Below are 20,726 nucleotides of genomic sequence, written 5' to 3'. Positions count from 1 at the left end.
AAATCTGGGTACGCTTCTAAGAGAACCGCCGGCCCGTGCCAAGACAAACTGCGAAACCTACGAGCAATACCAGACTTGCTGGCTCGGGAATTGAGGACAGTACTGAACTGCTGCTCGCAACCAAAGCCGCATCGAGCATGGCATCGAAATCTCCTATCGAGGGCGCTATCTCGCCATAGGATCGCTGCCAAGTGAGGAAGTCGCGACCGCTGAGCGATTTGCCAGCCTCGTCGAGTCCTGTTTGCCACGTGGCGAGATCGGCGGCACCGACGTCCCCATCACCGTCGAAGTCGCCATAGGGATTCTGTCTCGATATCGCTTTGATGTCGTACTGAAAGAAATCGCAACAGGGGGGCGTTGTACCACCTCGCATGAACATCCAGCGCCCGAGCGTGGCGACGTGCAAGTTGACTTTTGCGGGAAAGTCGCCGCTGCCGTCGTCGCCACTAAAGTGGTACACAGTCAGGCCATCCGGTCCGTGAAAAATTGGTTTCCCGTCCAAACCTGAGAGATTCAACGCCTGATCAATATCCACTGCCGGAAAGATCGAGGCCGAGGCAGGATGGCCTGCCTGGGCTGCAACGTTGGCAAACTGAGCATAAGGATCAAGCGAAGGAATGGGACCCTCTCCCCCTCGATAACCGGTGATGAAATCGTAGTCTCCGAAAATCGGCAAACGAAAATCGAATCCTGCGAATCCTCCCGTTTGATGTAAAGTGCTCAAGCGAGGTACGAACCGATAAGAGCGGAGCAAGTCGGGCGGATCGGCAAATCCCGGTTGAAGACAGAATGAGACGAAATTCAGTGTTGCCAGCAGATTGGCGAGATAAGTCTTAGGACGCATGTTACACCTCCCTCAAGTGATGGCCCGCGACGAGCTAGTAACCTAACAGAGTTCATGTTGAAATGCCACCTTGGTGAAGATACGAATGGTGTGGCACAAGGATGGCTGCGCCAGGTTATTTATGGGATTTCACTGCCAGATTGACGGGACCTAGTGCTACTGCGCACTATACTATTGCGAGTGGACTGCGCCTGTGGTCCATCCAATCGTCTTAATCCATCCAGCCGCGTCCCCGCCAAAAAGTGGGTCCTGAGGGGAGTAGAAAGATGCTTTTTCCAAGTTGGTATCAGGTTTCGTCAAGCAGATCCCTCTCCATCTGGGGCAATTGCTTGACGTTGTTGATAGCTGGCGGTTGCAGCAGCAGCAATAATACCTATGTTCCTCCACCACCGCCGAAGGTGACCGTTGCACATCCTGTCGCGGAAGAGATCGTCGAAACCCGCGACTACACCGGCACGACCAAGGCTTTCGAATCGGTCGAAATCCTGGCCCGTGTCGAAGGTTTTTTAGATGCAATTGAATTTGAAGATGGCGCAGATGTTAAGCAGGATCAATTGCTTGCGCGGATTGATCCGAAACCTTTTGCTGCGGTCCTAGCCCAAGCCAAGGCGAGTCTGTCATTGGCTCAGGCTCGTCGAAAAAGTTCCCAGGCCGAGTTATCTCGAGCCGACGCCGAACTAGCGAACATGAAGACCCAGCTCCGCCGCGTCGAGGATGCACAATCCCGCTCTCCCGGGGCGGTCACCGAAGCAGAGATCGATATGCGGCGCACGGCCGTGATGACCGCTGATGCGGCCGTTGAATCGGCCCAGGCAGCCATAGCCTCCTCTGAAGCGGAAATCGCCGCCGCCGAGGCCGAGGTCACCAAGGCAGAATTGAACTTAAGCTACACTGAAATCCATTCACCGATTGCCGGGCGCGTGGGACAAAAGAACTTCGACGTGGGGAGTCTAGTAGGTACCCCTAGCACCAAGCTACTGACTACGGTCGTGCGGACCGATCCGATATACGCATATTTCACGGTGAGCGAGCAAGATTTTCTCCGTTTCAATCGCGAACGGATCGCTCAGGATCGCAGTATGTCAAGCACCAATTCTGGTGGGGAGGCGCGATCCGTGATGCTAGGCCTCGGAGATGAGGAGGGCTATCCGCATAAAGGAATAATCGATTTTGCGGACTTGGCGCTCGACGAAAGTACGGGGACGTTTCTTGTGCGTGCACGATTCGACAACCCCGACGAATTAATCTCTCCTGGTGCGTTCGTGCGGATTAGTATCCCTATGCAGAAGAAGCCTGCTTTGCTAGTGAGCGAAACTGCTGTGGGCCGTGATCAAGGTGGTGCTTATCTCTTAGTGATCAATGATAAGAACGAAGTAGAGATGAAACGCGTCAGCTTGGGCGGAAAACACAATAAAATGCAAATCGTGAGCGGTGGTGAATTGACGCCAAAGGATCGGGTCGTCGTCGAAGGGATCCAAATGTCACGACCTGGAGCGGTGGTAACACCGGTCGAGCAATCCAAGCCCACGAGTCCTGCGGAAGAAGGGACTGCCACCAGCCCATGATTTCGCGATTCTTTATAAATCGACCAATTTTTGCCAGTGTGATCTCGATCGTGATCATGATCGCAGGCGCGGTTGCGCAGCTTGGGCTACCCGTTGCAAAATTTCCTGAGATTGCCCCCCCTACGGTACAGGTGACCTGTTTCTATCCGGGCGCTAATGCCCAGGTATTGGCCGAGACCGTCGCGGCCCCAATTGAACAGGAAGTCAACGGTGTTGAGGGGATGATCTATATGTCGTCTACTTCGGCGGATGACGGATCTTATGCGCTGAACGTGACGTTTAATATCGGCACAGACATCGACATGGCGACCGTGCTTGTGCAGAACCGGGTGGCGATTGCTACGCCAAAGCTTCCCGAAGAAGTGCGTCGACAAGGAGTCACGACCAAGAAGCAATCCACGAGTATTTTGCAGTTTATCGCCTTTTCGTCGACCGATCCTCGAATTGATGCTTTGTACCTGAGCAACTATGTGAAGATCAACATCAATGATGAATTGAGTCGCATCCCTGGGGTGGGATCGATTAAGGTTTTTGGGGCTGAAGAATACAGTATGCGTGTATGGCTCGACCCCGAGCGACTCAAGGCCCGACAATTGACTACCGAAGACGTCGTCAAGGCAATTCAAGAACAAAATGTACAAGTTGCTGCCGGTCGCATAGGCGAACCTCCCACGCCGGATGATATTGCTTTTCAGTTGGTGGTTAACACCAAGGGACGGCTATCGGAAGTCAGTGAGTTTGAGGATTTGATCGTTAAGGCATCCCCTGGGGGGCGGATTATTCGAGTCCGCGATGTGGCCCGCGTAGAACGGGGTGCCAAGAGCTACAACTGGCAGTCCAGCTTCAATGGTGATCCCTGCGCGACGATTGCCGTTTACCAATTACCAGGGGCCAATGGGCTTGAGGTGGCTGCAAAGATTGAAGCGACCCTAGACCGGTTGAGCAAAAGTTTCCCGGCGGGGATGAAATATGCCGTGCCATTCGACACGACCCGTTTTGTGCATGCCTCGATCGCCGAAGTTTATGAGACTCTCTTTATCGCCGTGGTATTAGTGGTTCTGGTGATTTACATCTTCCTCCAAGATTGGCGGGCTACGCTGATTCCTTGTGCTGCGATTCCAGTCTCGCTGATCGGGGCGTTTGCCTTCATGGCGGCGATGGGTTTTTCTATCAACATGCTTACACTATTCGGCATCGTCCTGGCCATCGGCATTGTGGTCGACGACGCGATTGTGGTGGTAGAAAGCACCGCCGCGAATATTGATAAGGGGATGACTTCCAAAGAGGCTGCCCTGGCAGCGATGGAAGAAATCACTGGGCCGGTGATCGCTACCACACTCGTGTTGCTGGCAGTGTTTGTACCTACCGCTTTCATGGGGGGCATTACGGGGCAGCTTTATCGGCAATTTTCGCTCACGATCTCAGCGGCTGTGGTCATCAGTTCGATCAACGCTTTGACGATGAGCCCCGCACTGTGTGCGATTCTCATGCGACCTGCACCGGAAAAGCGAAACTTCTTATTCCGCGCTTTTAATAATGTGTTCGAACGCATCGCCAGTGTGTATGGCGCAGTGGGTGTAAGCATTGTCCGCCGCTTAGCTGTGTCGTTGATGGTTTTTGGCGGACTAGTAGCACTCACCGGTTGGGGCTTTAGCCGTCTGCCGACGGGATTTCTCCCTACCGAAGATCAGGGCTACGCCTTTGTGAATGTGCAGTTGCCCGACGCGGCGGCCATCGGTCGTACCCAAGAGGTGATGGATCACATTAACACGATTCTCAAAGAGACTCCGGGGGTCGCAGACTGGGTGATGATCACAGGGTTCTCGATTCTGAGTAATACGAATGGATCGAACAATGGCATGGTGGCTGTGGTCTACGAACCCTGGGACGAGCGGACCACACCAGAGCTGAGCCAGGATGCCATTGTGAATCGCCTGCGTGGGGAGTTTCGCAGGATTCGCGACGCATTTGTGATCGCCTTCGTTCCGCCGGCAATCGATGGCTTGGGCAACGCCGGTGGTTTCCAGTTGCAGTTGCAGGATCGTGGGAATGCGGGGCTTGAACAGTTGCAGACTGTGGCTCGAGAATTGGTGGAGGCCGGTAACGGCCAGACGGGTCTCCAGGCAGTGAACACGACCTTCCGCGCATCGGTGCCGCAGTTATTTGTCGACATCGACCGCACGAAAGTCAAAACACTCGGTGTACCACTCACGTCGGTGTTCAACACGTTGCAGGCATATCTTGGTTCGACCTACGTGAACGATTTCAATCAGTTTGGGCGGACCTATCAAGTCCGCTTACAGGCAGATCACCAATTTCGCTTGGATGCCAACGCGATCAAGAAGCTTGATGTTCGCAATCAAAATGGCGACATGCTTCCTCTGGGGACTTTCGTAAAGGTTGAGGACACACTCGGCCCGCAGGTGATTCAGCGATACAATCTCTATCCCAGCGCCCAGATCAATGGTGAAGCTGCCCCGGGGTTCAGCTCGGGCCAGGCACTGCAATTGGTCGAGCAGATGGCTGACAAGACGCTGCCTCCTTCGATGGGTTATGAATGGACCGGCATGTCTTACCAGGAAAAGCAAGTCGGCAACGAACAGTATTTTATTTTCGCGCTGGCGGTTGTGTTTGTATTCTTAGTATTGGCGGCGCAGTACGAAAGCTGGACCAGCCCTGCGGCAGTCATCTCTGTGGTCCCTTTGGCCGCCTTAGGGGTGGTGATCGTGCTCTTCATGCGGCACGCCGACAACAACGTCTATACGCAGATCGGGGTAGTATTGTTGGTCGCGTTGGCCAGCAAGAACGCGATCTTGATCGTGGAATTTGCCAGCGAACTCCGCAAAAAAGGACAGGATATCAGCGAGGCGGCCACTCAAGCTGCCCGCCTACGCTTCCGCGCAATCTTGATGACAGCGTTTTCGTCGATCTTAGGTTTCCTACCTCTGTTGGTCTCTAGTGGTGCCGGTGCAGCCAGCCGCCAGGCCGTGGGTAACGCCGTCGTCGGCGGCATGATTGCGGCGACGTTCTTCTCGCTCTTGTTTGTGCCGACGTTCTTTGTCGTGTTTCGAAGTCTGAGCGAGTGGTCTGCCAGGAAGCCCAAGGCGAGCCGGGTTGCGTAAGCTGGTGGAAGATTTCTGCCTAAATACCATTCACTCCCTGCCCACTTTTTGCGTTCTGATAGCAGTTCCTCTGCGAAAAATCGGAAGTAACTTACGTTGCTTTTCATTAGATTTCATCTGAATCGTCGCTGCATCTGTGGTGGCTCTGATCTCAGCGGGAGAGGTGGCATACCATTTGCTTTCTAGCTTTGGTCCCACCACGGAACTACCCACCTCCAATGCCAGATTCCTAGTTAGAGTGTCGGATACGTTGCTGCGAGTCGGCTTCAAAAAAATGACCTCTTCATAAGGATAGTAATATGCGTCCCTCGCTTGGTTTTCTCGTAGACATGGATGGCGTGATCTATCGAGGATCGGAACTGATACCCGGTGCGAAAGAGTTTATCGAGCGACTGCTTGAAGAACACATCCCTTTCCTTTTTCTCACAAACAACAGCCAACGAACCCGCCGCGATGTGGCAATCAAGCTGGTGCGGATGGGCATCGATATCGACGAACACCACGTCTTTACCTGTGCCATGGCGACGGCCCGCTTTCTTGCCCGACAGAAGCCACATGGCACGGCCTATGTGATCGGCGAAGGGGGGCTCCTGCAGGCCTTGCATGAAAATGGCTTTGCAGTGGTCGACCGGTCGCCCGATTATGTGGTGGTTGGCGAAGCGAGAACCATCACGTTGGAGATGCTTGAACACGCCGTCGATCTAATCCTCGGCGGGGCGAAGCTGATCGGCACAAATCTCGATCCGAATTGCCCCACGCAGTCTGGCACTCGGCCCGGTTGTGGTGCGACGCTCGCTTATCTTGAGACCGCTACTGGCAAGAAAGCATTTACTCTGGGGAAGCCAAGTCCCGTGATGCTGCGGATCGCCCGCAAGGAGTTAGGACTCACGACGTCGCAGACAATCATGATCGGTGACACGATGGAGACGGACATCCTGGGAGCTGTACAAATGGGGTACCGCACAGTGCTAGTACTCTCAGGAGGCACGCGCCGGAGCGATCTCAAGAATTACGCCTACTGCCCCGGCATGGTATTGGATTCGGTCGCAGAGCTAGCCGATCGCATGCGAGATATCGATGAGATTTTCCCTGCACCCGTGCTGCGGGCAGACGATACCCCACACGATCTGCAGGAATGGATTGCAGCGCATGCATAAATGATCAGGTCATCCAAAATTATGGCTTCGCTGAAATGATGAAGCACTTCAATCAATCAAAACATAAATAGGCGCCGTATCTTGAGGATCTAAAACCATGTTCTCCCTAACAAATAATTTGGCCCGATTGATATTCCTGCTGTTTGCGACTTTTATTTTATTTGTCACGCCTTCGATGGCTAAGGAATTTATTCCTGAGACGAAGACTGTCGAAAACGACTTCTCCAAAACACAACTTCTTATGGAGGTGCTTCATACCCCCTGGCTGAACTTCGTAGGATTCAAGCTAGGAACTGAAAACGCGTTAGAGTACTCACCTGGTTTCCTGACGCAAACTGAGCGCAGAAATTCCACGACTGATTTCCTGTGTCTAGAATGCACTCATTCCGAGGCCGACAATGTTTTCACATCACTCAATGATCAGAGCCAATTGATAATCAATTTTGCAGTACCGGTTCGACCGGCAACGCCGATCCTTGATGACATATCTTCTCCGGCAACCAATCGTATTGGCATGGGTGGAGGGTGGTGAGGGCATTCGCCATGCTGAAGTTTCAAACTTGGATCGGAAGGGATTGACTAACTCAAGGCAGCGGGCCGCAGATCGAATGCAAAGTCAAGATTCCTAGGGGTATAGTCCGGGATTTTATCACGACGCACCGAGATACTCTCGCCAGGGAGTCCAGTAATACTTCTCCCAGCCTTGGCTGGCCCCGGCGAAGTCTTCGTCAGGCACGTTGACGTGGACCAACTCGATCCGCGCACCGTCCCCCTGTGGCCAGAACGATATGGTGAGAACGGAGTCGATTGCATTGGCAGGCCAATTACAAGAGCGCCAGGTTTGCACCAGGAGATGTTTCGGTTCAACGTGGAGCAGCTTGCCCGAAAGCATCCCCTCAAAAGCACTGAACGCACTGCCGGGGGTGTGCCCGATGACAACCGGCGAGCCCGTGAACGCGGCGTGCTCTGCTGGATCGAGATACATGTCAAAAAGCCGGTCCGCCGTGGTCGGAAACGATGCGGCGAGTACGATATTGCGCGGCATGGATAGGCCCTCAGCACTGTGAAAAGTTTTAATCGCATAGTGGCGAATTTTTTATCAGCCTATCACTACTCGGCTGCTGCGTCGATCCATTGGTGTAACCAGCGGACATGTTGTACATGTGAAAGCACATCCGTGCAAAACAGTCATTTGCTAATCTTTGGCGAGTGATTAAACTTGACTGCAGGAGCAACGTCTACCCACTCGGTTTCTCCCTCAATTCTCATCGATTATTTACCTCGTAAATGAACGAGCACCTAGCCATGCCTCCTCGTATGCTTTTCTTCGCCCTCGCAATTGTTACGATGTTTTGTCAGTCAACTTACAGCGAATCAACTTCATTAGAAAACAACTCGCAGGATCCCCAAGAAAGTCCTTTGACGACATTGATTGGCGGAGAAATGGTTCGCGCAGCCAATGATTTCCATAAGGGGAGCGTTGCTTTGGAGCGATCCGGTGAAACGCTGCAGAGAATCTTATCTAGCTTTGGCAATGAATTGGTTTCCATCAGCGAGAACTTCGCCGCGATGTCCACAGGATTTGATCCCCTGGGAATGAAGAGCGCTATGAAGACAATAGCTCGACAAAATGAGGTCATCAAAGAACAAACAGAGATGATTCAAGAATTACAAGAGCAAGAAATTCGGCGTTTGCGAAAGGAAGTTAAACAGCTCAAACGGCGAAAATGACGGACTCGATGTCCACCTGGTCAACGCGATACCGAAAGAGTTGTACCCACAAAGGACTTCTCCAGAAAACTCCCTCTCACATGACCGAATTCGAAATCTTCAAAGCTGACTTGACCAACGATGAGCACCAGCGAGCGGTAGTAGCAATGTTGGACGCCTACTCCGCCGATCCCATGGGTAATGGAAAGCCCCTCTCGGATTATGCTCGATCCAATCTAGTCAGCGGGTTGGCGGGGCACCCGACCACATTGATTTTTCTAGCGACACGAGGCTCTCGGCCCTGTGGGATTGCGGTTTGCTTTCGCGGATTCTCGACATTTGCTGCTAGGCCACTCATTAACGTACACGACTTCTATGTCGACGCAGAAGTACGCGGCCAGGGTGTCGGCCGAGCGCTGCTCGATGCAGTAGAACGCGAAGCACGAAAAACCGGTTGCTGCAAGCTGACGCTCGAAGTTCAGGAAAACAACTCCAAGGCTCGTGCGATCTACGACAAATTCGGGTTCGCCCAAACGGTTCATGTTGCCGACGCTGGCGGTGCACTGTTTCTGTCCAAACCTCTTGGTTGATCTCCACGCGATAAGTTGAGTAATGAGCAAAGGGACACTTGCTGGTCATTCCCCTTCGATCTTCTTGGCCTGTTCTTTGGCTTTGCGTTGCCAAAGACGGGCCTCTTCCTTGTCGCCCAGTTCTTGAAAGGCGTCGGAGATCATCGAGTAGGCGTTTGTCAGCAAGGCCGGGTCGGTGGGGTCGTCACTTTCAGAATATTGCTCACGGACCTTTTCGATGCGATTGCGAAAACCGTCGTCGGCAAGCAGACGACGGCATTCTTCCCCGGTGCAGCCAAAGAGCACTCCAGCGAGTTTGTCCCATTCGCCGAGAAACTCTTGCCCTTTGGGTTGCAATTCGAGTCGCGCATGGGTCGTCTCGCCCTGCTTCAGAGTCACCTCCTGCTCTCGACTGCCTCGGTTGACAGGTAATTCGAAATGCTCGTGACTCACTCGAAGGTCTTCTTTGCCTTCGGGGAGAAACATCGTGGCGTGTCCTTTTGAGTCAGTCACGGCTTCAAATGGCTCGGGACCATTCTTCTCCAAAAATGAAAAGAAATCTTTTGTTAAAATCATTCGCTCACTGCGGGCTAGAGTAGCACAATAAATCTGTGAACCGGAATTCCACCAGCCGACATTGGGATAGGAATTTATTATGGCACCGAGTACAGACTGTTCTCGATGATCTACAACATCAATTTCACACTTTACCATCGGCTCCATTTCGACAAGCAACTCCTGCGACAACTGCTCGCCCAGGAAGACTTGGGGGCGATCGTAGAAATCAGGGTCCCGCGGCTCAATCCCTGCTGGAGGGCTGCCGGATCGGGCAACGTAGCCGTCCGCCAATGCGATCACCTGCATGGCTTCAGTTCTTGGCCAGCGTTCAATCACAAAGGTTCCATCTTCAGAAATCGCGGCCCAAGTTCCCCACTCGACACTATGAATATGATGGTTCGCAGGCAGCGATGAGACACAGACCCGTCCATGGTGAATCGGCCGACGGACGTCGTCACTCAATCGGCCAGTGACGCGCACGGCTGGCAACAACTCCAGGCGACACTTAACTGTCTCGCCGGCTTTTCCCTCCACCGTCTCGATCCGGCTGAAATGGGTCGCATGCTCGCCCTCAAGACGAACCACCATCACTTGGTTTTTCCCTTCGGGAAGCGGCGGGATTATCAGGGTCCCATTCGGAGATAACGTTGGTTTCAAATCTGACAGCCAGCTTCGCCCATCCGACCAGATACAATGAAGATCCTCCAAGCCGGCAGGTTTGCCATTCTCAATCGGCTCGATCTCGAAGGTGACTCCTGGCTTGAGCTCTATCTGATGTGGCTCATCTGCTTCATATGGCACATTGACATCGTGGTAGCTCTCGAACACATAGTCAGGATGGTCCACTGACAGAGTCAACTGGGTCGTGAGGACATGCTCCTTGGTGTTGGCACAATACGGGTATTGGACCTCGACCATGCCATTGGCATCGGACACCCCCTTGGCAGGCAGTTCGTAGCCTGTCCGCTCAACGTTCCACATTCCGTGCCCTTGCGAGCTTCTCAACGCCCAAGGACTTAATTCGACACCAGGTACGGGTTAGCCCGTCTCATTGACACATTGCACCGGCAAGGTGACTAAACGCTGCTCGGCAATTCCTGAAGGATTCTCATCCTTCGCTCGCACTGCGTCCATGCAAAGAGAAAACCAACTGATGGCGGTCAATAGCCAGGTAAGTCGCCGCGACATGAGGCGTGCTCCTTATGGAAGTGATTCTATTCGTTCCCTTGGCTATTGATGAGCTTTGCAGTCATTTTTGTCTAACTAAATTAGAAATTCGCTTTCATTTCGCTATATTTCCCGCTTTTATTTACAGCACTAACGTTTTCGCGAAAACTTATCCCTCACAGTTCCGGAGAGCCAAAAAAGTTCAACACACAGTGCGGTGGGGCGCAGATGCTTGCCAAGAAATCGCAATAGATTGTTTCATCGCGCCCCCGCTTGCTTAGCGGTTTCAATCAATTTCAAACGACGTGAAGACCGGTCTTGTTAGTAGAGCCGAGAGTGCCGCTCATTTCTTTCTATTCCCGAGCAGATCATCAAGCGATTCCCGAAGCCTTGCGTACTGAAACTCGAACCCTTCCTCTGCAAGGCGTTTGGAAATCACAAATCGCCCGTAGAGCGCAAGTTCTGGGTCGGTGCGTAGCAGCCATCGCGCACCTATTCGCACCATCCACTCAAAGGCAGGCAGTCCGATGGGCATCCGAACATCGCGACGCAGCTCTCGCATGAATTCTATTTGTGAAACTGGGTGTGGCGACGAAGCGATGTAGGTTCCCTGCATGTTGCCGTCAGTCAGAGCACGTTCGAAAAGTTGATTCATGTCTGCTTCATGAATCCAACTCATTCCTTGCGACCCACTACCGACTTTGCCTCCCAGGCCTAGTCGAGCGAGCATACCAAGCGTCGCGAGAGCGCCGCCACCTGCTCCGCGATTGCGGCCCAGCACGAAACTGGTTCTCAGGAGGACGCCTCGCTGCGAGGGCAAGAGGCTCGCGTGAAATGCTTCTTCCCACGCCTTCCCTACAAATGGTGCTAGTCCGTATCCACAGGGGGAATCTTCCGTGCACATTGCCCGCGGCGGATCTCCGTAAATGTGTGCCGTGCTCATTTGCACCCACACAGGAGGAGGTGTATCGACGGTCCGCAGCGCCACGCCTAAGATCCGTGTTGCTTCCACTCGAGAACGCAGAATCTCGTCCTGGTGGTCTGGTGTCTTGATACAGTTGACGTTGCGACCCGTAAGGTTGATTAAGCCGTCGGCTTCGTTCAACTGGTTTTGCCATGACCCTTGTGTTCTGGCGTCCCACGTGACGTGCTGCCAAGGACCGGCAACTTTGGGCTCACTTCGAGAGAGGATCGTGACCGAAGCGCCGTATTTGGCAAGATGATGCGCCAGTGAGACACCCAGAAAACCGCTGCCACCAGCAATGATATACTTCTTAAGTTCGACGGCATGCGGCATAGCATTAAATCCTAGAACCTCTTTCATGTGTGGAACCGTTGAAAAGCTTTCTCCTTAACTCATGTGCAGCAGCGCAAGGTCGAGATTTCACGTGTTTCACAGTGTCCGCAGCCTCTTGCTTAGGCATTGTGAGAACGGTTTGTTCGGGTAAACTGGGGGTTTCTCTGCCTCGCATTGGCAAGTCCTAATTGGTTCATTGGAAAACGGTTTGATGCACTCGCAAGTTGTCGTATTAGGGGGTGGTCCTGGGGGATATGCTGCGGCCTTCATGGCCGCCGACCTGGGTATGCAGGTCACGATTGTCGAGGCTGATTCTCGACTGGGGGGAACTTGTCTGCTACGCGGGTGTATCCCTTCCAAGGCACTGCTGCATGTGGCCAAGGTGATCAGCGAGGCCCGCGACATGGGCGAGTGGGGCGTCAGCTTCGGCAAGATGAAGCTCGATGTCGACACGATGCGGGCCCGCAAAGAAAAGGTCATCGACACTCTTACTGGCGGACTTGCCCAACTGGCCAAGCGGCGGAACGTGCGAGTCGTCAATGCCCGTGGTATCTTCGTCGATTCACAAACCCTCCAACTCGAAGGTGGGAACCCCGAAACTTACGAGAGTCAACGAATCACCTTCGACCATTGCATCTTGGCGACCGGCTCGGTTCCTGCAATGCCCAAGATGTTCAGCATCGGTTCGCCGCGAGTGATGGACTCGACCGGCGCTCTCAAATTGGAAGAGGTTCCCAAGTCACTGCTAGTGATTGGTGGCGGATATATTGGCCTGGAGATGGGCACCGTCTACGCCGAGTTAGGGAGTAAGGTAACCGTGGTGGAGCTTTTGGATGGTTTGCTCCCTGGTGCAGATCGCGATCTGGTCAAACCACTCCACAAGCGTCTCGAAAAACTGTTTGCCAAGATCTACCTGGAGACCAAGGTGCTGGGCCTTGAAGACACTGGCAAACAAGTCGAAGTGCAGGTAGAAGGCGCCGACGGGAAAGAGACACTCACCTTCGACCGCGTGCTGGTATCAGTCGGTCGCCGACCCGTGTCGACGGGCCTGGGGCTGGAGAATACTAAGGTAACAATCAACAAGCGCGGTTTTGTCGAAGTGAACGACCGCCAGGAAACTTCCGACCCCCACATCCTCGCCATTGGCGATGTGGCGGGCGATCCGATGCTCGCCCACAAGGCTTCTCACGAAGGTAAGGTCGCAGCCGAGGTACTTGCCGGCGAACCGGCTGCCTTTGACAAAGCAGCGATCCCCGCGGTTGTGTTCACCGAGCCAGAAATTGCTTGGGCGGGTCTGACTGCCGACGAAGCCAAGCGCGACGGCATCAAAGTAGAAATCGCACAATACCCCTGGCAAGCAAGTGGCCGAGCCATTGCCATTGGCAAGACCGATGGACTGACCAAGTGGCTCGTTGACCCAGAGACCGACCGGGTACTTGGCTGCGGTATCGTGGGCACCGGTGCTGGCGAGTTGATCGCCGAGGCGGTCGTGGCCATCGAGATGGGTTGCACCATGCGCGACGTGGCCGAATCGATCCATCCTCACCCGACATTGAGTGAAACCGTTGCATTCGCCGGAGAAGTCTACTTGGGCACCGCCACGGAAGTCTATCGACCTAAACGAAAGAAAACCGAAGATTCATGAAGAAATAGAACGCTGATAAACGCGGATTCGGCGGATGGACGCAGATGAAAATTTCCTTGAGAGCAGGTAGTGATACAATTGGTTGGATTGAGTCAAAACAAATCACGAATATTCAATAGAATTAATCCGCGGAAATCCAGTCGATCCGCGTCAATCCGCGTCTAATTTCTTAATTTCAGACGCGAGGCAAACTAATCCGTTAGGAACCCGTTTAATGGCCAATACTAAAGCTGAACTGATCAAGTCGCCAATTCCTAATGACATCGACCCGGCCGAGACCGCAGAATGGCTCGAGTCGCTGGACTATGTGCTGGAAAGCAAAGGACCGGAACGGCTTCAGCAATTACTCGCCGCCTTGGAGCAGACGGCCCACCGCAACGGGGTCGATTTACCCTTCACCGCCACGACTCCCTACTACAACACCATTTCGCGTGAGAAGCAGCCTCCTTACCCAGGTAACCGCGAAATGGAGCGGCGTATCAAAAGCTTTATTCGCTGGAACGCAATGGCAATGGTCACACGTGCGAATCGCGATCCCGCTTCGCCTGGTGGTCATATTTCGACTTACGCTTCGTCGGCAACCCTCTACGAGGTCGCCCTGAATCACTTCATCCGCGGTCGTGGCGAAGATGGATTCGGGGGCGATCAGGTTTATTTCCAAGGTCATGCGGCACCTGGCATGTATGCCCGCGCATTCATGGAAGGTCGTATTACTGAACAGAACCTCGTTAACTTCCGTCGTGAGTTGGGTGAAGGTGGTGGACTCTCTTCCTATCCCCACCCGTGGCTGATGCCCAACTTCTGGGAGTTCCCCACCGTCTCGATGGGCCTCGGGCCGATCATGGCAATCTATCAGGCACGCTTCAACGAATACCTGACCGATCGCGGGATCAAGGATTGCTCTCAAAAGCGTGTTTGGGCGTTTCTTGGAGATGGCGAATGCGATGAGCCGGAATCGTTGGGCGCAATCACACTTGCTGCCCGTGAACACCTGGATGGACTCGTCTTCGTCATCAACTGCAATCTGCAACGGCTCGATGGACCAGTGCGCGGCAACGGCAAGATCATCCAAGAGCTTGAAGGGGCTTTCCGCGGTGCAGGTTGGAACGTCATCAAGGTCATTTGGGGCAACGACTGGGATCCTCTCTTGGAGGATGACGAAACCGGTCTGCTCGCCCAACGGATGATGGAAGTAGTCGATGGCCAATACCAGAAGTACGTCGTCTCGCCAGGTGATTTCATCCGGAAGGATTTCTTCGGCAAGTATCCTGAACTGCTGGAAATGGTGAAGAATTATTCCGACGAGAAACTCAGCAAGATGCGCCGTGGCGGGCATGATCCTGAGAAAGTGTTTGCCGCTTACCAACTAGCCTGTCAGCGAAATGGCAAGCCAACCGTAGTGATCGCCAAGACCATCAAGGGGTACGGTCTGGGCGAAGGGGGCGAAGGCCGCAACATCACCCATAATCAAAAGAAGCTCAACGAAGAAGAACTCCGCGAATTCCGCACGCGATTTGGAATACCCATTTCTGACGAGCGGGTTGCCGAGGCGCCTTTCTACAAACCTCCGGCGGACAGCCCCGAGATGAGATATCTGCGTGCCCGCCGGGAAGAATTGGGAGGCTTCGTTCCGAGTCGTAGTACTGAGCCAATCACCTTGAAGGTCCCCCGCCTGTCCGGCTACGAAAAGACGATGGCCAAGCTCGTAAGCAAGGGCCCTGGCAAAGAGATGTCCACCACGATGGGCTTCGTTCGCTTGCTTGGAGATTTGCTCCGAGATAAAGAGATAGGTAAGAACATCGTGCCGATCGTCCCCGATGAATCTCGCACGTTCGGCATGGAAGGTTTGTTTCGCCAAGTGGGAATCTATTCCCATCTGGGTCAGCTCTACGATCCTGTCGATTCCGATCAGGTGGCTTACTACAAAGAAGCTAAGGACGGGCAACTACTCGAAGAAGGGATCACCGAAGCGGGGAGCATGTCCTCGTTCAACGCGGCAGGTACAGCTTACGCCTCGCACGGGGTGAACATGATTCCCATGTTCATCTATTATTCAATGTTCGGATTCCAGCGGATCGGTGACCTCGTCTGGGCCGCCGCCGACATGCGGGCCAAGGGTTTCATGCTCGGAGGCACAGCAGGCCGCACGACCCTCAACGGTGAAGGCCTCCAGCATCAGGATGGTCACAGCCTGGTGAACGCGATGGCCTTCCCAACGGTGCGGGCCTACGACCCTGCATACGCCTACGAGACGGCGGTCATCATCTTCGATGGCCTCAAACGTATGTACGAGGATAATGAGCAGGCCATTTATTACATCACGCTCGAGAACGAAAACTATCTGATGCCCGAGATGCCCGCAGGGTGCGAGGAAGGGATCATTCGTGGCATGTACCGTTGTGCGAGTAATGAAACGGAAGGGAAAGCCAAAGCAAAGGTCCAACTATTCGGCAGCGGCCCGATACTCAATGAAACGCTGCGGGCTGCCGGCATCCTGGCCGAGAAGTATGGTGTCTCCAGTGATGTGTGGAGTGTGACCAGTTATACCCAGCTGCGCCGTGACGCGCAGGAATGTCAGCGCTGGAACATGCTCAACCCAGGCAAGAAACCGCGAGTCTCCTATCTGGAGCAGCAAATCGCCGAGGTCGAAGGCCCCGTGATCGCTGCCAGCGATTATATGCGGATTTTGGCCGAGCAGCTGAACCCGTGGATTCCCGGCGGCCTCTTCGCCTTAGGGACCGACGGCATGGGTCGCAGCGAATCCCGTGAGGCCTTGCGGCGCCACTTTGAAGTCGACGCCGAGTGCATCACCCTCGCTGCCCTCACGCAACTGAGCGAGCGAGACAAGTTCGACAAGAAAAAGCTGGCAGGAGTTATCAAAGACTTGAAGATCGATCCCGAGAAACCCTCGGCACTGTATGCGTAGAGAGAACGAATGAGCAAGTAAAAATGTCCTATGACAAACTACTAACAACTAACGCCCAACGACTAACTCAATGGCAACACAAATAAAACTGCCCCATTTGGGCGAGAAAATTGAATCCGGCGATGTGCTTTCGATCCTGGTGGCAGCCGGTGACACGGTCACGGTTGATCAAGACCTCATCGAGGTGGAGACCGACAAGGCGACCATGCCGATCCCCAGCCCTGAAGCGGGCAAGGTCATCAAACTCCTGGTTTCGGAGGGAGATACGATCGAGGTTGGTGCGCCAATCCTGGAGATTGAAGCCGCAGAGGGTGCTTCCAACGGAAAGCCTTCACCAGAACCCGCTGAGAAGCCTGCAGAGGAAAAGCCGAAGCCAAGAGCGGAAGCGAAATCCCAACCAGAGACTTCAGAAGCAGCCATTCCTCCCGCACCGACAGACGATGTTCCAGCCATTGTCGAACCCGAGCCAACACCAAAGGCAGTCGTCAAACCCTCACCCACCAAGGAAATCCCTGCCACGGCAGGTGATGGCCACGCTCCCTCTGCAGCGGGACCAGCAGTGCGCCGCTTAGCCCGCGAGTTGGGTGTCGATTTGCGACGCGTGCGACCGGCGAGCGGAAGCCGCATCACCGAGGAGGATGTCCGCGTCCATGTCCGCGCAAGCAATGCCCAGGCAGCGTCGAGTGTGTCGCAGGGAGTGACCCCCCCCGGCACACCGGACAGCGACAGCCACGGCGCCGTGCGACGGGAGAAAATGTCGCGGCTGCGGCAGACAATCGCCCGCAACATGTTCGCATCCTATTCGACGATCCCTCAGCTCACGAACTTTGACGATGTCGATGTGACCGAACTGGAGCGAATCCGCAAAGACAGCAAGGATGACTACGCCTCGCAAGGGGTCAAACTCACGTCGATGCCGTTTCTAGTGAAGGCGATAGCGACAGCTCTCCGCCAACACCCGATAGTCAATGCCTCGGTGAGTGAGTCGGGCGACGAAATCATCTACAAGGAATACGTGAATATCGGGATCGCTGTCGATACCGAGAAAGGTCTGATTGTACCCGTCCTTCGTGACGCCGATCGCAAGAGTATCCCTCAGATCGCGCGAGAGATGGCCGCGATGGCAACGGCAGCCCGCGAAGGGACGTTTGCTATCGAGGATTTACGCGGGGGTACCTTTACGATCAGCAACCTGGGCGCCGTCGGCGGCACCTACTCAACGCCGATTATCAATCCCCCCGAGGTCGCGATTTTGTTAGTCGGCCGCAGTCGCACACTGCCCATGTATGTCAAAGAGCAGCTCGAACCGCGACTGATCATGCCCCTCTCTATTACCTACGACCATCGCGTAGTGGATGGCGCAGCTGCAGCTCGATTCTTGAACGACGTGAAACGCTATCTCGCCAATCCGGGGCGGTTGTTGTTAGCGCCCTAGAGCACGCGATGTTCGATTGCTTTTCGTAGGCCGGAGTGAGGAAAACGATTTCCGACAACGCCTTAGTCGAGAACAATGAGTCGAGAGTCCAGAGCCATCATTCTGGCACTCGACTCTCAGCTCTCGACTCTTGCCGCAAATGCCGGAACTCGTAGAACTCGATCCTGTCTACCCTTTGCACTAATGGCATCGTTCACGGCGTCACTAGAAAATTCTCGATCGTTTCCTGAGCATGGGTCTGACCACTCTGGGTATCGTATTCGCCCGATTCTTCGATCTCTGCTGCGTATCCAAAGTGCTCTTCGTAGAGTTTCTTGCCGTTCGCTGCTTTCTTGAGTTGGAATCGATCGCGTTTGCGAAAGACTTCTTCCCAAGCGCTACGCACTTCTTTCCAGTAGTCTCCAGTCTTTGCCCAATACGCGTCTGCCGGTTCTTGCACTTTGGGTTCAGCGATCCGCTCATAGCGATTGATCCCTAGCTCGCAGGCGAGACATCGTGGTGGCTCAGATTCGTCGCCAACTTGTAGCTTACAATTTTCCTGGAGATGCACCCAGCCTGTCGGCGTGATGGTGATCGCATGCGTCCCACCCAACACATTGTAATCGTTACGCACTGAGAACTCACGACGCGGCAGCGGTCGCCAGGCGTCGTTGCTCGTCCAGCGCGAAAAACCATCCTCGTGCTCCCAGCGACCAAAAGCTTCGTACCGAGGCGAATCGTCAACTTGAAACACGGCTTGCGACCAGGCTCCGGCGGCTTCTTCCTCGTCGAGTTGCAACCGCTCCCAAATCGAATTGCCTCGATAGACATGGAGGTCACGGTCCTCATAAGTCCAATCCTGCCGCCAGTGCTTTGTAACCATTGGCCCGCCCATTTCTTCGTCTGCGAAATACATGACCAGCGTATGTTGCAGACTGACAAAAGTTGGGGTCTCCTCGAGCACGCGCACATGCTCGGTTGCCCAGGAAAAGTAGGGGCGACTCGGAGAGTAATCCTCAGCAAAGCCCATCGATTCGATGAACTGAAAACTGACTCGGTAGGATCCCGCCATCGCCAGAATGGCCTGGCGGTCTCGTTCTCGCTTCGCAAGAGTAGGTTGCTGTAGTTCCTGCCAGGCCTCGCTCGGCGCCTCGTCTAACGTGACCTTACTCCCCTGCGTCGTGCCGCCACGTGTCTCCATCGAAGCGGGGTCGAGAAAGGGCCAACCGAAAGCCATACTCACCACGGTTTCAGAGGACTCTTGCGGCGGGGCCGTATTATCGCCACGAACGATGCTGGAAACGACAACAACGATGCAAAATAGAATCGAGCCGCGGCGAAAGTGTTGCATGGCAAGAAAACTCCGTTTAACTATGGTTGATTTTTTGTAAGGGTATCTGGGAACTCGACGTCGAACCTCCATTGTCGAGGTCAGATCGGACTTTCTCTTCGCAATCCTGGAAGTAATAAAAACAGAGTGGGGCTTACTCCTCAATATGAAAGACCGATATTAGGAAAGAAGAATGAGCTCTAGAATCAGCCAAATCAACTTTCAGCCTATGAGTTTCGTCGCTGGGTACTTCGCGATTAGTTGCAGAGTTTCATCCATCTGCGCAGGGGTCTCGGCGCCTACGGTCATCGCGTCGAGCAAACCGTTTTCCTGTGCGAACTGGATGCATTGTTCCTTCTTGTCCACTAGAGTGCCTTCGCCGTAGATCTTCATACCCAGGATCGCTTTGCCATTCTGACGAGCCATTGTTAACACTGGAACGACCTCCTCCAGCTTGCCATCCATCTTGGCTCCAAACGGATTGATTCTCGCCAAAATCACGTCGACCCAGGGAGAACTGGCAGCCGTGACCACTGCTTCGAGATCATGACACGAGACACCAACCGCTCGAACTTGACCTTGCTTTTTCGCGTCGTCGAGCGCCTCCATGTAGGGCGACAACTGCTCCGTCCAGTTCGGAGTCATCATGCAATGCAAGAGGACAATATCCAAATGATCGGTCGCAATTTCATGGCAGAAGCGATCGAGCGTTGTCTTTGCGATCTGCTTGCAAAAGTCAGGCGCGTCGGGTGTGCAGCCCCCATCGTAGCGTGTCCAGATCTTCGTGAGGATCGAAACTTTGTCACGAGGGATCGTTTTCAATGCTTCGCGGAAATAGACATGCGAACCATACAAATCTGCTAGGTCGAAAAACGTCACCCCACGATCGTAGGCGTGGTTCATGAGAGCTACAAAATTCTCAAATCCTTTTCGAGTATGATCCGACTGTCGATTTCCACCATGCATACCGGTTCCCTAACCAACGCGAGACATGACGATGCCCGTTTTCCCGATCGGCATCTGCGGTGGCGGGGGAATGGCATCGGCAGCTCGGGCCACCTGAGGTGCCATCGTGGTTGCCAACGTGGCCGCACCTGCGGATGCTGCAAGAAAGTGTCGTCGATCGAGTTCTGTCATGCTTCCCCTTTCATGGCATAAAGAACGATGACAAAGCAATTGTTTCGGGGAAAGAGTTATTACTCGCCAACGCCGAACCAATACTTCTAAGATACTAACATCGTACCAAGGAGGCTAGCGCTTTGTCAGACTTGATTTTTGGGGTGAGCCGAATGCGCTAGCGTCGGGTTGCTTCTGAAAATCCCGTGGCTAGCGCCAGCGGCCCACATGAACGACCCGCATTTTCAAGTTTGACAAAGCACTGGCCCCAAGTCTCCTACTGAACTTCACCGTGGCAAAACCATT

17 protein-coding genes are annotated in these 20,726 nt (G+C 54.0%); 9 read left to right on the top strand and 8 right to left on the bottom strand.

Translation table 11 applies throughout. The features are described from left to right. Positions 1 to 16: 16 nt before the first annotated feature. A complete protein-coding gene (locus tag Pla144_RS04635) occupies positions 17 to 844 on the bottom strand; it encodes a hypothetical protein (RefSeq protein ID WP_146448198.1) in 828 nt (275 codons plus the stop codon). A 266-nt stretch (positions 845 to 1,110) separates the two neighbouring features. On the opposite strand from Pla144_RS04635, the gene Pla144_RS04630 reads away from it, so the two are divergent. The 4 genes from Pla144_RS04630 (at position 1,111) to Pla144_RS04615 (ending at position 7,220) form a co-directional block, all read left to right on the top strand. Next, the gene (locus tag Pla144_RS04630) at positions 1,111 to 2,409 is read left to right on the top strand and encodes an efflux RND transporter periplasmic adaptor subunit (RefSeq protein ID WP_146448195.1); all 1,299 of its coding nucleotides are present in this window, start codon (positions 1,111 to 1,113) and stop codon (positions 2,407 to 2,409) included. Beyond that, positions 2,406 to 5,531 carry an efflux RND transporter permease subunit gene (locus Pla144_RS04625; RefSeq protein WP_146448192.1) on the top strand — a complete coding sequence of 1,042 codons (3,126 nt, stop codon included), beginning with the start codon at positions 2,406 to 2,408 and terminating at the stop codon, positions 5,529 to 5,531. The genes Pla144_RS04630 and Pla144_RS04625 overlap by 4 nt, the downstream gene beginning before the upstream one ends. Before the next feature lie 299 nt (positions 5,532 to 5,830). Then, positions 5,831 to 6,688, top strand: coding sequence for an HAD-IIA family hydrolase (locus Pla144_RS04620; RefSeq protein ID WP_146448190.1), 858 nt, complete (start codon positions 5,831 to 5,833; stop codon positions 6,686 to 6,688). 97 nt (positions 6,689 to 6,785) lie between these two features. Continuing rightward, positions 6,786 to 7,220, top strand: a complete 435-nt coding sequence (locus Pla144_RS04615; RefSeq protein WP_146448188.1) for a hypothetical protein — start codon at positions 6,786 to 6,788, stop codon at positions 7,218 to 7,220. 117 nt (positions 7,221 to 7,337) lie between these two features. On the opposite strand, the gene Pla144_RS04610 is transcribed toward Pla144_RS04615, so the two are convergent. Next, the gene (locus tag Pla144_RS04610) at positions 7,338 to 7,733 is read right to left on the bottom strand and encodes an SRPBCC domain-containing protein (RefSeq protein ID WP_146448186.1); all 396 of its coding nucleotides are present in this window, start codon (positions 7,731 to 7,733) and stop codon (positions 7,338 to 7,340) included. A gap of 260 nt (positions 7,734 to 7,993) precedes the next feature. On the opposite strand from Pla144_RS04610, the gene Pla144_RS04605 reads away from it, so the two are divergent. Beyond that, complete coding sequence (locus tag Pla144_RS04605; RefSeq protein WP_146448184.1) at positions 7,994 to 8,419, top strand: hypothetical protein; 426 nt, start codon at positions 7,994 to 7,996, stop codon at positions 8,417 to 8,419. 80 nt (positions 8,420 to 8,499) lie between these two features. Continuing rightward, entirely contained in the window at positions 8,500 to 8,988 is a 489-nt protein-coding gene (locus tag Pla144_RS04600; RefSeq protein ID WP_146448182.1) for a GNAT family N-acetyltransferase, read from the top strand. A gap of 45 nt (positions 8,989 to 9,033) precedes the next feature. Here the strand turns inward: Pla144_RS04600 and Pla144_RS04595 are convergent, their stop codons facing one another. The 3 genes from Pla144_RS04595 to Pla144_RS04590 form a co-directional block, all read right to left on the bottom strand. Further along, entirely contained in the window at positions 9,034 to 10,506 is a 1,473-nt protein-coding gene (locus Pla144_RS04595) for a hypothetical protein (RefSeq protein ID WP_146448180.1), read from the bottom strand. A 57-nt stretch (positions 10,507 to 10,563) separates the two neighbouring features. Continuing rightward, positions 10,564 to 10,713: a hypothetical protein gene (locus tag Pla144_RS24450; protein WP_197530380.1), complete on the bottom strand. Its 150-nt coding sequence runs from the start codon at positions 10,711 to 10,713 to the stop codon at positions 10,564 to 10,566. Positions 10,714 to 11,035: 322 nt separating this feature from the next. After that, positions 11,036 to 11,989, bottom strand: a complete 954-nt coding sequence (locus tag Pla144_RS04590; protein WP_146448177.1) for an epimerase — start codon at positions 11,987 to 11,989, stop codon at positions 11,036 to 11,038. 211 nt (positions 11,990 to 12,200) lie between these two features. Here Pla144_RS04590 and lpdA point away from each other — a divergent pair, with 211 nt between their 5' ends. The 3 genes from lpdA (at position 12,201) to Pla144_RS04575 (ending at position 17,995) form a co-directional block, all read left to right on the top strand. Next, positions 12,201 to 13,634: a dihydrolipoyl dehydrogenase gene (gene lpdA / locus Pla144_RS04585; protein WP_146448176.1), complete on the top strand. Its 1,434-nt coding sequence runs from the start codon at positions 12,201 to 12,203 to the stop codon at positions 13,632 to 13,634. Between the two features lie 214 nt (positions 13,635 to 13,848). Continuing rightward, positions 13,849 to 16,560 carry a pyruvate dehydrogenase (acetyl-transferring), homodimeric type gene (gene aceE, locus Pla144_RS04580; RefSeq protein WP_146448174.1) on the top strand — a complete coding sequence of 904 codons (2,712 nt, stop codon included), beginning with the start codon at positions 13,849 to 13,851 and terminating at the stop codon, positions 16,558 to 16,560. 70 nt (positions 16,561 to 16,630) lie between these two features. Continuing rightward, positions 16,631 to 17,995, top strand: a complete 1,365-nt coding sequence (locus tag Pla144_RS04575) for a 2-oxo acid dehydrogenase subunit E2 (protein ID WP_146448171.1) — start codon at positions 16,631 to 16,633, stop codon at positions 17,993 to 17,995. A gap of 193 nt (positions 17,996 to 18,188) precedes the next feature. Here the strand turns inward: Pla144_RS04575 and Pla144_RS04570 are convergent, their stop codons facing one another. From Pla144_RS04570 to Pla144_RS04560, 3 genes are all read right to left on the bottom strand, one after another. Further along, a complete protein-coding gene (locus Pla144_RS04570) occupies positions 18,189 to 19,325 on the bottom strand; it encodes a DUF6607 family protein (RefSeq protein WP_146448169.1) in 1,137 nt (378 codons plus the stop codon). 201 nt (positions 19,326 to 19,526) lie between these two features. Next, entirely contained in the window at positions 19,527 to 20,270 is a 744-nt protein-coding gene (locus Pla144_RS04565; RefSeq protein ID WP_146448168.1) for an aldo/keto reductase, read from the bottom strand. 9 nt (positions 20,271 to 20,279) lie between these two features. Further along, positions 20,280 to 20,441 carry a twin-arginine translocation signal domain-containing protein gene (locus Pla144_RS04560; protein ID WP_146448166.1) on the bottom strand — a complete coding sequence of 54 codons (162 nt, stop codon included), beginning with the start codon at positions 20,439 to 20,441 and terminating at the stop codon, positions 20,280 to 20,282. Between the last annotated feature and the right edge of the window lie 285 nt (positions 20,442 to 20,726).

It is taken from the genome of Bythopirellula polymerisocia (genome assembly GCF_007860015.1).
GTDB lineage: Bacteria > Planctomycetota > Planctomycetia > Pirellulales > Lacipirellulaceae > Bythopirellula > Bythopirellula polymerisocia.
Note: the sequence above shows the minus strand (reverse complement) of the source record. Positions and strands in the feature narration are given on the sequence as shown.

Coding starts and splice junctions, on each gene's coding strand:
- aceE (WP_146448174.1), top strand. CDS start 13,849: ATGGCCAATACTAAAGCTGAACTGATCAAGTCGCCAATTCCTAATGAC.
- Pla144_RS04565 (WP_146448168.1), bottom strand. CDS start 20,270: ATGCATGGTGGAAATCGACAGTCGGATCATACTCGAAAAGGATTTGAG.
- Pla144_RS04590 (WP_146448177.1), bottom strand. CDS start 11,989: ATGCCGCATGCCGTCGAACTTAAGAAGTATATCATTGCTGGTGGCAGC.
- Pla144_RS04615 (WP_146448188.1), top strand. CDS start 6,786: ATGTTCTCCCTAACAAATAATTTGGCCCGATTGATATTCCTGCTGTTT.
- Pla144_RS04610 (WP_146448186.1), bottom strand. CDS start 7,733: ATGCCGCGCAATATCGTACTCGCCGCATCGTTTCCGACCACGGCGGAC.
- Pla144_RS04560 (WP_146448166.1), bottom strand. CDS start 20,441: ATGACAGAACTCGATCGACGACACTTTCTTGCAGCATCCGCAGGTGCG.
- Pla144_RS04595 (WP_146448180.1), bottom strand. CDS start 10,506: ATGTGGAACGTTGAGCGGACAGGCTACGAACTGCCTGCCAAGGGGGTG.
- Pla144_RS04620 (WP_146448190.1), top strand. CDS start 5,831: ATGCGTCCCTCGCTTGGTTTTCTCGTAGACATGGATGGCGTGATCTAT.
- Pla144_RS04625 (WP_146448192.1), top strand. CDS start 2,406: ATGATTTCGCGATTCTTTATAAATCGACCAATTTTTGCCAGTGTGATC.
- Pla144_RS24450 (WP_197530380.1), bottom strand. CDS start 10,713: ATGTCGCGGCGACTTACCTGGCTATTGACCGCCATCAGTTGGTTTTCT.
- Pla144_RS04630 (WP_146448195.1), top strand. CDS start 1,111: ATGCTTTTTCCAAGTTGGTATCAGGTTTCGTCAAGCAGATCCCTCTCC.
- Pla144_RS04575 (WP_146448171.1), top strand. CDS start 16,631: ATGGCAACACAAATAAAACTGCCCCATTTGGGCGAGAAAATTGAATCC.
- lpdA (WP_146448176.1), top strand. CDS start 12,201: ATGCACTCGCAAGTTGTCGTATTAGGGGGTGGTCCTGGGGGATATGCT.
- Pla144_RS04605 (WP_146448184.1), top strand. CDS start 7,994: ATGCCTCCTCGTATGCTTTTCTTCGCCCTCGCAATTGTTACGATGTTT.
- Pla144_RS04600 (WP_146448182.1), top strand. CDS start 8,500: ATGACCGAATTCGAAATCTTCAAAGCTGACTTGACCAACGATGAGCAC.
- Pla144_RS04570 (WP_146448169.1), bottom strand. CDS start 19,325: ATGCAACACTTTCGCCGCGGCTCGATTCTATTTTGCATCGTTGTTGTC.
- Pla144_RS04635 (WP_146448198.1), bottom strand. CDS start 844: ATGCGTCCTAAGACTTATCTCGCCAATCTGCTGGCAACACTGAATTTC.